This is a genomic window from Cohnella sp. SGD-V74 (assembly GCF_003001675.1).
GTDB lineage: Bacteria > Bacillota > Bacilli > Paenibacillales > Paenibacillaceae > Cohnella.
On record NZ_PVYW01000008.1, the window covers coordinates 262,316 to 274,635 of the forward strand.

Sequence of the window (12,320 nt, forward strand, 5' to 3'; positions counted from 1 at the left end):
TGAAAGATGAGGTGTTGGATATGGAACTGATCGTTACGCCTTCCGCGCTGTCATGCTTCAAAGGGGAATGGGGAATCGCCGACGGGGAAACGGTAAGAGTGTTCGTGCGTTACGTTAGCGGAGGGGAGCTTCCTTTTGCCTTCGGCATTACGCGGGATACGCCGATCGACGCCGCGGTGACGACGGTCGCCGACCGGGTGACCTTCTACATGGAGAGCAAGGACGTCTGGTTTCTGGAGGGCAGAAGCCTGCGCATCGATTGCCGCGGCGAAGACATCGTATTCCAATTCTCCTGAAGCCGACCGATTAGAGGTAGCAAACCCGCGCGGTTTGATGTAAACTAATAATCATTATATTTCGACACAGGTATCCGCGGGGCCGAGAAAAGGAGAATTCAGAATCATGACGGTACATAGCAAGACGAATCACTGCAAGATCGTGGACTGCACCGTCCGCGACGGAGGGTTGGTCAACAACTGGGATTTCAGCGTGGAGTTCGTGCAGGATCTGTACGAGTCGTTGAACGCGGCCGGCGTGGAGTATATGGAAGTCGGCTACAAAAATTCCCCCAAGCTGCTGAAGAGCGAAGGCAAGGAAGGTCCGTGGAGATTTCTGAACGACGACTTCCTGCGCAAGGTCATCGGCGAGAAGAAACGCACGAAGCTGTCCGCGCTCGTCGACGTCGGACGCGTGGATGAGAACGACGTGCTCGAGCGCAGCGAGTCGATGCTCGACCTGATCCGCGTTGCCTGCTACGCCCGCGACACCGCGAAGGCGATCGATCTGGGCACGCTGTTCCATAAGCGCGGCTACGAGACGACGATCAACATCATGGCGCTGTCCGGCGTCATGGACAATGAGCTCAACGAGTCGCTGGCGATGATCAACGACAGCCCGATCGACGTCGTCTATATCGTCGACTCCTACGGCAGCCTGGACCCGGACGATATCCGCTACCTGGTGGATAAGTTCAGCCGCACGCTGAAGAACAAACGTCTGGGCGTGCATACGCACAACAACCTGCAGCTGGCGTTCGCCAATACGCTGACCGCGGCGCAGCTCGGCGTCGAGCTGCTGGACTCGTCCGTCTTCGGCATGGGCCGCGCCGCCGGCAATACGCCGACCGAGCTGCTGCTCGCCAAGCTGACCCGTCCGGAGTACAGTCTTCGCCCGGTGCTCGGCATGATCGAGAAGCACATGATCAAGCTGCGCGAGAAGGAAGAATGGGGCTACCTGATCCCCGACATGATTACCGGCACGCTGGACGAGCATCCGAGATCCGCCATGGGCTGGAGAGCCTCGGACAAGCGCGATCTGTTTACGGAGTTTTACGACAAGATGACGACTCCGGAAGTGTATCAGGGCAAATAAGCGGATTGACGAATCGGAGAAGTCTCCCCTCGGCGGGGAGGCTTTTTTTGCTTGTTTAGCGGCGTTCCAGATCCGTTTGGCCACGGTTTATTTTGACAAAAATCGTTAAATAGGCTATTGTCTTGTCAAAAGCTGGCAAGTTGGGGGGCGCTTGGATGAGGGGCACGGAGCAACAGGAAGGCTGGATAACCGACACGGAGAAGGTAATGGAACCCGAACAGACGACCCGTCTGGCGAACGCGATTCGCAGACTGCGCAACCGGACTCGCCTGTCGCCGCTAATGCCGGACGGAGTCTGGCATCCCGGCATCGACGAAGAGCTGGGCGGCGTATCGCCGGAGCGGCTGTCGGGAGGACGGGCGGACGGAATTCCGTCCGCGCTCGCTTATTTGGCAGCGCTCCACTTGTGGAACGACAGCCTGAAGCGCGCCCACGATCTGGTCGAACGGCTCGGGACGCCGACGGGGAGCTTGCTGCACGGCATCGTTCACCGGCGCGAAGGAGATTTCGACAACGCGAGCTACTGGTTTCGCCAGGCCGGCAATCATCCCGCTTATCATGGCTTGCAAGCGAGGGCGGCAGCCTATCTTCGGCAGCATCCGGTCGCAGACGGCCCGACCAGGGAGGCCGCCGACCAAATCGCCGCGCAGGGGAGCTGGAATCCTTATCTGTTCGTAACCGCCGCGGCGATGCAGGCGTACCGGATCGGCGACGAAGAAGCCCGCGACAAGCTGGAATACGTGCAGCAACTGGAGCTTGAGGCGGTCATGCGCTTCCTGGAAGGCAGCTTGGGAGCCCTTCGCGACGACTAGCGGACCGATCCCGCTTACGTCCGGCGCTTGCCGCCGAACAGATGGATCATGGCCGGAACGACGAAGCCCATGAACAGCGTCGCATACAGCAATAGGCCGATCAGCGCGCCTGCGCCGATCTGCACGAGCGTGTCCAGGCCGGAGAAGATAAGCGCGCCGAACGTTCCGGCCATGATGGCGGCGGCCGAGCGGATGATGCCGCCCGTCGTCTTCAAGGCTGCGGTCATGGCTTCGGACGCCGGCGCGCGCCGGGTTTCTTCCTTGAATCGGGCCATCAGGAAGATGCCGTAGTCGACGCCGAGCGCAACGATGATGATGAAGACGAAGAACGATACGGTCCACGACAAACCGTCATAGCCCAACACCCTCACGAAGATAAACTCCAGTATTCCCATCGTCACCAAGTAATTCAAGCCTAAGGACAGCAGGATGCACACAGGCTGCGCGAACGAGCGGAGCAGAATCGCCAGCACCGCCGCGATTCCGGCGAGCACGAGCAAGCCGGTGCGGGCGAAATCGCGCCAGGAGATGTCGCGCAGCTCTCCGTACTTGGCCGAGACGCCCGTGACGAACGCCTGCGGTTCTTCAAGCCACGTACGATCCATGCTCTCGCGGACGAAGCGCGTGAGCTCGGGCATCGCGTCCATCGCCTCGTCCGAATACGGATGAGGCGCGAGGAGCAGCTCGAACTTCGCCGTTCTTCCGTCCGGAGAGATGTAATAGTTCAGCGCTTGTTCCCGGGAGCCGCTCTCCGGGCTTCCTTCCTGCAGGGGATTGCCCTTCGCCAGCCGGTTCCATGAGCCGAGCTGGGACAGGAGCAGCTGGCCGAGACCTTCCTGCAGCTGTCGGACGGAGGACAGAATGCCGAGCATGCCTTGACTTAGAGGGGCGGAATGCATCGCGATCTCCCGAAGTCCGGCCATCAACGTCTGCTGGTCGCCGGTCAGCGAGCGGATGATCTCTCCGACGTTCGGACCTTTGAGCTGTCCGGGCACCGTCAATTGCTCCGGCTTCTTGCCGAGCGGGCGGACGGCGCTGCGCACTTCGCCGACGTACGGCAGCGCGTCCAGCTCCGCGCTGACCTGTTCAAGCGCCGCCAGGCCCGACGTCGTGCGCATCGATTGCTTGGCCGTGACCGCGATCGTTACCGGGAATACTTCTCCCGCGCTGAACGCCTTTTCCGCCTGTCGGAAACCGATGACGGAATCCAGCTTCGGATCGATCTCGGACAGGTCGTCGAACGTCCGCTTGCCCTGGAACAGCAAGGCAAGCGGCGCAAGGCAGATGACGGAGGCGATCAGCACAAGCGTCGCTTTTTTCGCGGAGATTGCGGCCAGCTTGCTCCAGAGCGGCGACGGGCGGCCCGAAGGAGCGCGGCGGGCGGGCCAGAACGCCGCGGGGCCGAATAGAAGCAGCAGCGAAGGGGCCAGCGTGAGGGCGGCCGCGACCGTAATCAGCACGCCGAGCGATACGCCGACGGCGGAGCGGTACAGGCCGAACTCCGCGAACCCGAGCAGCAGGAAAGCGGCGAACACGGTGCTGGAGGCGTACAGAATTGTGCCGCCCACGCCCGACATCGTGCGGACGAGCGCCTCGACTCGGTCGCCTTCCGCGCCGCTTCCGGCCTGAAGCTCCTCCTTGTAGCGCTGGATCAGCAGGATGCAGTAGTCCGTCCCCGCGCCGAACAGAACCGCGATCAGGAAAGATTCGGTGAAGTGGGATACCGGGACGCCCCACTGGGCGAAGGCTCCCAGCACTCCCTCGGACACGGCGAAGCTGATTCCTATCGTCGCCAGCGGGAGGATCGGGGTTACGGGGGAGCGAAACAGCAGAAGCAAAATAGCGAGCACGAGGCCGATCGTCACCAGTTCGGTTCTTCGCAGTCCGCTTTCCGCGGATTTCTGAAAATCCTGGGACAGCGGCGCGCTTCCGGTAAGCAGCGCCCGAGAGCCTTCCGGGGCGGCGGCGAGCAGGCTCTTCAACTGGCCGAGCGTCGCTTGGGTAACGTCCTCGAAGTCGGCGCTCGGAAGGTTGATCAGCGCGATCCGGGTCGTGCCGTCCCGGCTGAGCAGCCGCTCCGCCAGCTCCGGCTGTGTGAGGGAGGAGACGACGCCGGCGACGTTAAGCTCGGCTTTGCGGCTGTCGATCTCCCGGAGCGTCCGGTTCAGCCAGTCGTTGTCCGACTCGCGCAAGCCCTCGTCCCTGGAGAAGACCAAGACGGCCCCGGAGAGGGAGCGATTGTCCGGATCGATGTCGTGCAGCAGATTTGTCGCCTGCACGGAATTCGCTTCGTCGGGCAGGAAACGCTGCTCCGAATGCCTTAGAATCGTCTGCAGATCCGGCAGCGCGAACAAGGAAAGAAGAGCGGCCGCCAGCCAAGCCGCCAGAACGGCCCAACGAAGCTTGGCGATCGTCCGTATCCAGTTTTCCAACGCGGGTTCCCTCCCTCCTGCGGGTATTCTCAACGGCTCAGCCGTCCGGATTTCCTGGCATGAGGAAAGGCCGATTCCCCGTCGGCGCTTGGCTTGACGAAGATCAGCCTTTCCGGTTTTGGCGTCCTATGGCGCTGGAGCCTTATTGCGGCCCGTAGCCCGTTAATTGCCCGTCTCCTCGTATGGCGGCAGCGCGGTGGCGCGGGTTCGGATGGAAGAAGCCGCTGCCGGACAGTTCGCGCCCGCCGACGGTCGTCGCGGTCATGGCGATCTCGATCGATTCCGAGTCGGCGAACCGCTTAAGCAATTCGTCGTCGGTCACGCCGTCGATATCGACGTACCAGAGGCGGGTGCCGTGATCGGATACGACCATCAGCTTCGCGCGCGAGAAGACGAGGTTCCAGACATGAGAGTGCTGCGAGATGGCGAGCTCCGCCAGGTCGTACGATTCCACTTTTGAACCAATCCTCCCTTGCCGATAGTATAATTGTACCGTGTTAATCGAAAACGTTGCAAATGAAAGTTATGAAAGGAGGCTTCGTCGTGCGTCGATATGCGTTCGAGACGATCTCCCTCGGCGACAGGGCATTTGCGTTCCGCTGGAGCGAACCGTTGCCGGCCGCCCTTCTTGCGGCGAGAGCGGCGGCTGTCTCCGCCCTCGGGCTCCCGTGGCTGCTGGAGTCGGCGGCGGCCAGCGGAACGATCGCCTTTTACTTGAAGCCTTCTTGCTCATCGATAGAAGAAGCGGCCGCAGAGCTGATCCGGCTGTGGGACGGCATCCGCGAAGAGGCCGCCGCGGAGCCCCGGCGGGTGGAACTGCCCGTCGTCTACGGAGGGGAGTTCGGGCCTGATCTGGGAGCGTGCGCGAGCCGCGCCGGCATGACGGAGGCGCGGTTCGCGGAGCTTCACTCGTCCGCCGTCTATACGGTAGAGATGATGGGGTTCGCTCCGGGATTTCCGTATTTAAGCGGGCTGGACGACAGGCTGGAACAGCCGCGAAGACCGAATCCGCGCATGCGGGTGCCGGCCGGGTCGGTCGCGGTCGCGGGCAACCGGACCGGCGTCTATCCGAACGAATCGCCGGGCGGCTGGCAAATTATCGGAAGAACGGCCGTGCCGCTGTTCCGGCCGGAGGAGAAGGAGCCTTTCCCGCTGAGGCCCGGAGATCAAGTCAGCTTCGTTCCCGCAGCCGAGCTTTCCACGCCGGGCGAGGATGAGGACAAGGACATGGATAAGTCTCCTTGGGCTCCGGCGAACCCCGCGCTCAAAGTGCTGAAGCCGGGATTGCTGACGACCGTGCAGGATGCGGGCCGAGCCGGCTGGCGACGCTACGGCGTCTCGGCCGGGGGCGCGATGGACGATCGGGCGATGCGTACGGCCAATCTGCTCGTCGGCAACGACGAGGAGGACGCCGTGCTTGAGCTGACGATGATCGGCGGCAGCTATGCGGTCGAGCGCGATTTGCTGATCGCGGTGTGCGGCGCGGATCTGTCGCCGCAGGCGGACGGCAGCCCGGTTCCGATGAACCGGCCGGTATTCGTGGCCGCAGGCTCGGAGCTGACGTTCGGCAAGGCGCGCTTCGGCTGCCGAGCCTACATGGCCGTAGCCGGAGGAATCGACGCGCCCGCGGTCCTCGGAAGCCGCAGCGCGGACCCGAGAGCGCGTATCGGCGGCGGCAGCGGGGGGCGGGCGCTGGCCGCCGGGGATGCGATCGGCGCGGCTGCCGCTTCTCCCCGCTCGACGGCTTTGCTGGAATCGCTGCGTGCGCGGGCGGAAGCGGACGGCAAGCCGGCACGACTGAGCGCCGTAAGCTGGCATGCCGCCGATGACGCGAGAAGCGCCGCCTGGCCGGGCGGAGAAGGCTTTACGCTTCGCGTCGTGCCCGGGGAAGAGTGGGAGGAGTTTACCGAAGCCTCCCGAGAGCGGCTGCTAAGCACGGCGTATCGGGTAGAAGCCTCGTCCGACCGGATGGGTCTGAGGCTGTCCGGCGAGCCGCTACTTCGCGAAGGAGGAAGCGAGCTTGTCTCGCACGGCGTCGTTCCCGGAACGATCCAGGTGCCCCCCGACGGGAATCCGATCGTGCTGGGAGCGGGCTGCCAGCCGACTGGAGGTTATCCGAAGATCGCGCACGTCATCGGGGCCGATTGGCCGCTGCTCGCGCAAGCGGCGCCCGGATGCAGGCTTGCCTTCGAGGCGGTTACGCTTCGGGAAGCCGAGCTGGCCTGGGAGCGGACGCTCCGTGAGCGTGCGCTGCTGAAAGCCGGCATCGGCTTGCGTCTCGCGCAAGCCGCAAGCAAAGGAGGGACGAAATGAGAATCGATCTGAACGCGGATTTGGGCGAAGGGTTCGGCGCCTACGAGCACGGAGCGGACGAGCTGCTGCTGGGCGTCGTGTCGTCGGCGAATATCGCCTGCGGCTTCCACGCGGGCGATCCCCACACGATGCGCGCGACTGTCGAGGGCTGCGCGGAGCGCGGCGTGGCGATCGGAGCGCATCCCGGCTTGCCGGACCGACTCGGCTTCGGACGAAGGGAACTGGCGATTTCTCCCCGCGAAGCGGCGGATTTCGTCCTGTACCAGGCCGGCTCGCTGTCCGGCTTCGCGCGCTCGGCCGGGGGGCGGCTGCGGCATGTGAAGCTGCATGGAGCGTTCTACCACATGGCTTCCAAGGATGAAGAGCTGGCGGAGGAAGTCGCGCTTGCGGTACGCAGCCTGGATCCGTCGCTGCTGCTGTACGGCCTTCCGGGCAGCAGTCTGGAAGCTGCGGCGCATAGAGCGGGGATCGGCTTCGTTCCCGAAGGCTTCGCGGATCGGGCTTACGGAGCGGACGGCGGACTCGTGCCGAGGCGAATGCCGAGAGCGGTGCTGGAGCGGCCGGAGGACGTCGTGCGGCAGGCGCTTGCGCTTGCGGGGCAAGGGAGATTCCGCACACTGTGCGTTCACGGAGACACGCCGCAAGCAGCCGAGCTGGCTCGGCTTATCGCGGAACGGCTGCGTCAGGCGGGCTTCGAGATTGGAGCTCCGATTGGAATGGACTCGAACGGTGTCGAATGAATGTCGAAAATTTGCGCTTTTATGCAGGAAAAAACACGAAGGTGTGGAAATTTTATTTTAGAGGACAACGGTCGTAGTTCTAAAGGATTTACTTTTTTTGACGAACGGGGCATTGAATAGGTAATTCGTCGGAGGCAGTGTATGTGGATTAATCGCACGGAATTGAAAACGGTATGGACGATCGTCTTGGCGATCGCGGCGTTCTCCGGTATCCAATGGGGCGGCGGCTGGCTGCAGGCGTCGTTCGATTCGCTCGACCGTTACGCCATTCATCTCATTCTGGAATCTTTGGCCTTCGCGATCTGCTTCGCCTTGCTTATCCTCGGTTGGATGGTATTCGTCCCGACTTTGTGCAGGCACAGGCTGATGACCGCCGCGTTGTTCTCGGCGGTGGGCTTGCTGGGACTGCTGCACGCCATAAGCGCTCCGAGCATGCCTTTGTACGAAGGCGCGGTCGGCGATACGCCCAGCGTTTTGCTGGAGTGGATTGCGGAGTGGATCGGAGCGATCGGCCTGCTCGTCGTATTCTCGCTGCGCAATCCGATCGTCAAGGCGCAAACCCGCATCCTGGCGATCATTCCCGTGCTCGTTACGATTGCGGTCGCCTCGGCGTTCGTTTTTCGTCGCGCGGACAGCTGGAACGTCGCCGCTATCGAGGCGATCGAATCGTATCAACAAGCCGTGGCGCTGCTGTGCTATGCGGCGGCCATCTTGGTGCTGCTGTACCGCAATCGGGTCGAACGCCCGGAATCGGTGCTGACGATCGTTCAAGCGCTTATCTGGCTGCTGCTCTCCAAGCTGGAGAAGACGCTGGGAAGCGGAATCGGCTCGCCGCAAGATCTGTTCGGGGAATGCTTCAAGCTGATCGGCTACTATTTTCTTCTGAAGGGCATTTATTTTGTTCTGATCGAGGAGCCTTACAAGCGGCAGAAAAAGACGGAAGCCCGCATCCAGTATATGGCTTATCACGACGAGCTGACCGCGCTGCCCAACCGGCGGCTGTTCTCGGAGCGAGTGCGGGCCGAGATGTCCCGTTCGCTTCACGGGGGAGGCCAATTCGCGCTGCTCTGGCTGGACATCGACCGGTTCAAGACGATTAACGATTCGATGGGCCATTCGTTCGGAGACCGGCTGCTCGTCTCGATCTCCAAGCGGCTGACGGAGTACGCGGACAAACCGGAGAACGTGTTCCGGCTCGGAGGCGACGAGTTTACGGTGCTTCTGAGCGACATTCGCGACGCGGAGGAAGCGGAGAAGGCGGCGCAGCGCCTGGTCGACTTGTTCGACCAGCCGATCAAGGTCGGTCCTTCCGCCTTTCATATTACGGGCAGCGTCGGAGTGGCGGTCTACCCGGATGACGGGAGAACGCTCGACCTGCTGCTGCAGAACGCGGACACGGCGATGTACGGGGCGAAGGAATCTCGCAACGGCTGGAAGAGATACGAGACGCGGATGAACCTGAAGGCCAAGGAGCGGCTGCTGCTGGAGAACGACCTGCGCATCGCGCTGGAGCTCGGACAGTTTCATCTCGTATACCAGCCGCTCGTCGATCTGGAGCGCGACCATCTCGTCGGAGTCGAAGCGCTGCTCAGGTGGCGGCATCCGCAGAAGGGCGAAATCTCCCCTGTGGAATTCATTCCGCTGTGCGAGGAGAACGGATTCATTTTGCCGCTCGGGGAATGGGTGCTTCGCAACGCCTGCGAACAAATGAAGATGTGGCACGACAGGGGATTGCCTCCGATCGTGCTGTCCGTCAACCTGTCCATTCGCCAATTCCGCCAGCACGATCTGTGCGCCCGCATCGAGAAGGTGCTGACGGAGACGGGGCTGGCGCCTCAGTGGCTGGAGCTCGAAATCACCGAGAGCATTATGGCCGACGTCGCCTACGCCACGGAAATGCTGAAGCAGCTCAAGAAGCTGGGCGTGCGGATCAGCGTCGACGACTTCGGCACCGGCTACAGCTCGCTGTATTATCTGAAGCGGTTTCCGATCGACAAGCTGAAGATCGACCGCGCGTTCGTGGGCGACGTGCTGACGGATCGCAACGACGCGGCGATCGTGTCCGGCATTTCGGCGATGGCGCGCAATCTGGAGCTGACGGTGACGGCCGAAGGCGTCGAGAACGAGGGGCAGGTCGCTTTCCTGAAGCAGTTGAAATGCCAGGAAGCCCAAGGCTACTACTTCTCCAGGCCCGTCCCGCCTGAGCAGTTCGAGAGCTTGTACGAGCAGGATAAGGCAAAGAGGCAGACGGCGGGATGAGGGGCGCGGCGGAGGAAAAGGGGACCGTGCGGGTGTTCGCGTACGGTTCGCTTCTGCCGGGGCTGAGCAACCACGCGGTCGTCGAGCCCTATCTGCTGTCCGCCGTACCCGGGGCGGTTCGCGGCCGGCTTGTCGATGCGGGCCCGTATCCGGCGCTGCTGCTGGACGGTTCGAATCGCATCGTACGGGGAATGTGGATGGAGATTGCGAGGGAAGGCTTGCCGGTGCTGGACGAGCTGGAGGATTTTTACGGCATCGAGGAGCTTAACGATTACGAACGGGTGCGGCTGGCGGATGCGCATCGGCCGGAGCTGACGGGCTGGGGCTACGTCTGGACCGAATCCAGAGGTTTCCCCGTCGTGGCGGCGCAGTGGTGGCCGGACGTCTTGCGCGGGCGGTCGTCGTCGAATTAATGTTGCGGAAGAGGAGCTTTCCCGGATCGTTTTATGACGTCGGGAATGCTCCTTTTTAGTGTACAGCGGCATGAACGGGCTTTGCGGCAAGTTGTGGCGAATCCCGAACAATCGCGGAGAAAGGCGTGGGATGCCGTCCCTTGCAGTTGATGCGGCAGAACGGTTCGGGTACGATAGAGTTGCCAAACTGCGGGACTCGTAAGCGACACCTCGTTTGTAATGATAGGTTGGAGGTTGCATAGATGTCATTTTTGCTTAAGTCATGGTTTATTAACGGAAGCTTGCGTCGGCGCTCCCTTGCTTTGCTGCTGCTCGGCGTCGGGCTGACGCTGTATTCGATTGTCGGCGTCGCCGGGCGGGCAGAGGCCCATGCGGTGCTGGAGAAGGCGACTCCGCAGGCGGATTCCCGCCTGGACGTCAGTCCGGAAGCGGTCGAGATCGTCTTCAACGAGAGACTGGACAGCGGAGGAGCGAAGCTGCTCGTGCTCAGCGAATCGTCGCGCGACGTCGCGAAGGGCGAGATCGAGCGGATCGAGGAAGGCAAGGGCATCCGGATCGGACTGCCGAAGCTTGCGGAGGGACATTATACCGTCTCTTATTCGGTCATCTCGGCGGACGGGCATCCGATCTCCGGGGCGTACGTGTTCACGGTCGGCAATCCGGCTCCGCTCGACGCGAGCAAGCTGAACCCGCACCAGCAGGTCGGACATGCCCACGATCACGGCGGTTCGGGGCTGGACGCGGACTCGTTCCTGCTCTATGCGGCGAGAATTCTGTATTACGCCGGACTGCTCGCGACGGCGGGCCTGGCTATGTGGAGCTTGCTGCGAAGCATGTCCCAGGTCGTCCGCGACACGCATTCGCGTTCGCTCGGCCTGTCGGGGAAATTCGCGCTTATCGCCACGCTTGCCTACGTCTTCTTCAGCCTGCGCGATCTGGGGCAGGGGGAGCCGCTGTCCGAATGGGGCCGCATCCTGACGGAGACGACGATCGGCAAGCTGTACATCGCCGAGCTGCTGCTGGCTCTGGCCGCTCCGCTGCTTCCTTCGCTGGGAGCCGCCGCGCGCGTCGCATGGGCCGCAATCGCGCTGTTCGTCGAATCCTGGTCCGGGCACGCCGCGGCGTTTAACCCGGTCTCTTATACGGTAGGACTGGATTATGCGCATCTTCTGGCCGCCGCCCTGTGGAGCGGAGGGCTTCTGCTGCTGCTCGCGGTCTGGTTCAAGGAACGGCCGGAGGCGGGCCGGTTCGCGCTCGTATTTTCCAAGTGGGCGCTGATCTCGTTCCTCGCCCTGTGGGTGACGGGTATTTTGTCCACGCTCAAATATTTGCCGTCATTGGAATACTTGCAGTATACGAACTGGGGAAAATGGCTGATCGCCAAAGCCGCCGTATCCTTGCTCGTGGCCGTCACGGCATTCTTGATCCGGCTGCGTCTGAAGAAGGGAGAGCTTCCCCGGGGCAGCCTGCTGAAGGTCGACGTCGGACTGCTCGCGGGAATCGTGCTCTGCGTCGGAGTGCTGACCTACCAGACTCCGCTGCCGGTTAACGAACCGCTGAGCTATCACAAGATGGGCACGGACATGCACGTGACGCTGCGCATTTCGCCCAACGCTCCGGGAGACAACCGGTTTAATCTGAAAATATGGCTGCCGGAATGGGTCGGCCAAGGGGAGCCGAAAAACGTTCAGCTCCGTCTGCTGCCTCTCGACAAGGAGGGGATGGGGTATATCGACGTTCCTCTCCAGCTTTACGAAGACGAGGAAATGGACGCATTCCCGGATTACAAGAAGTCGACGTATACGGCGCAGGGACCTTATTTGCCTTTTGCGGGACAGTGGAAGGCGCAAGTTCGCGTCACCGATTCAGAAGACACGGAGCGGGTCGTCGAGACGACTTATCGGATTTACTAGCGGTCGGCAGAGCGCTGGCGACTGCGATCGGCGGGGCGCCCAAAGGATGCGCATCGGCTGCGGGGAT

General features: G+C 62.4%; 10 protein-coding genes. 8 read left to right on the forward strand and 2 right to left on the reverse strand.

Going from position 1 to position 12,320, the window contains the following annotated elements; all coding sequences use genetic code 11:
* The first annotated feature begins 20 nt into the window (after positions 1-20).
* The 3 genes from B0G52_RS14605 to B0G52_RS14615 all read left to right on the forward strand — a co-directional run bounded on the left by B0G52_RS14605 (position 21) and on the right by B0G52_RS14615 (position 2,183).
* Positions 21-296, forward strand: a complete 276-nt coding sequence (locus tag B0G52_RS14605; protein WP_094045566.1) for a HesB/YadR/YfhF family protein — start codon at positions 21-23, stop codon at positions 294-296.
* A 106-nt stretch (positions 297-402) separates the two neighbouring features.
* Positions 403-1,371 carry an aldolase catalytic domain-containing protein gene (locus B0G52_RS14610; RefSeq protein ID WP_094045499.1) on the forward strand — a complete coding sequence of 323 codons (969 nt, stop codon included), beginning with the start codon at positions 403-405 and terminating at the stop codon, positions 1,369-1,371.
* Positions 1,372-1,526: 155 nt separating this feature from the next.
* Positions 1,527-2,183 carry a hypothetical protein gene (locus B0G52_RS14615; RefSeq protein WP_094045501.1) on the forward strand — a complete coding sequence of 219 codons (657 nt, stop codon included), beginning with the start codon at positions 1,527-1,529 and terminating at the stop codon, positions 2,181-2,183.
* A gap of 14 nt (positions 2,184-2,197) precedes the next feature.
* On the opposite strand, the gene B0G52_RS14620 is transcribed toward B0G52_RS14615, so the two are convergent.
* Positions 2,198-4,615, reverse strand: a complete 2,418-nt coding sequence (locus B0G52_RS14620) for an MMPL family transporter (RefSeq protein WP_143762567.1) — start codon at positions 4,613-4,615, stop codon at positions 2,198-2,200.
* A 142-nt stretch (positions 4,616-4,757) separates the two neighbouring features.
* Positions 4,758-5,069 (reverse strand): hypothetical protein, encoded by a 312-nt coding sequence (locus B0G52_RS14625; RefSeq protein ID WP_094045505.1) that lies wholly within the window; start codon positions 5,067-5,069, stop codon positions 4,758-4,760.
* A gap of 89 nt (positions 5,070-5,158) precedes the next feature.
* On the opposite strand from B0G52_RS14625, the gene pxpB reads away from it, so the two are divergent.
* The 5 genes from pxpB to B0G52_RS14650 all read left to right on the forward strand — a co-directional run bounded on the left by pxpB (position 5,159) and on the right by B0G52_RS14650 (position 12,253).
* Positions 5,159-6,928 carry a 5-oxoprolinase subunit PxpB gene (gene pxpB, locus B0G52_RS14630; RefSeq protein ID WP_158223717.1) on the forward strand — a complete coding sequence of 590 codons (1,770 nt, stop codon included), beginning with the start codon at positions 5,159-5,161 and terminating at the stop codon, positions 6,926-6,928.
* Positions 6,925-7,668, forward strand: coding sequence for a LamB/YcsF family protein (locus tag B0G52_RS14635; RefSeq protein WP_094045509.1), 744 nt, complete (start codon positions 6,925-6,927; stop codon positions 7,666-7,668). Before pxpB ends, B0G52_RS14635 begins: the two co-directional genes overlap by 4 nt.
* 141 nt (positions 7,669-7,809) lie before the next feature.
* A complete protein-coding gene (locus tag B0G52_RS14640) occupies positions 7,810-9,927 on the forward strand; it encodes a putative bifunctional diguanylate cyclase/phosphodiesterase (RefSeq protein WP_094045511.1) in 2,118 nt (705 codons plus the stop codon).
* Positions 9,924-10,340, forward strand: a complete 417-nt coding sequence (locus B0G52_RS14645) for a gamma-glutamylcyclotransferase family protein (RefSeq protein ID WP_094045513.1) — start codon at positions 9,924-9,926, stop codon at positions 10,338-10,340. Before B0G52_RS14640 ends, B0G52_RS14645 begins: the two co-directional genes overlap by 4 nt.
* A 242-nt stretch (positions 10,341-10,582) precedes the next feature.
* Positions 10,583-12,253, forward strand: a complete 1,671-nt coding sequence (locus B0G52_RS14650) for a copper resistance CopC/CopD family protein (RefSeq protein ID WP_094045515.1) — start codon at positions 10,583-10,585, stop codon at positions 12,251-12,253.
* Positions 12,254-12,320 lie beyond the last annotated feature (67 nt).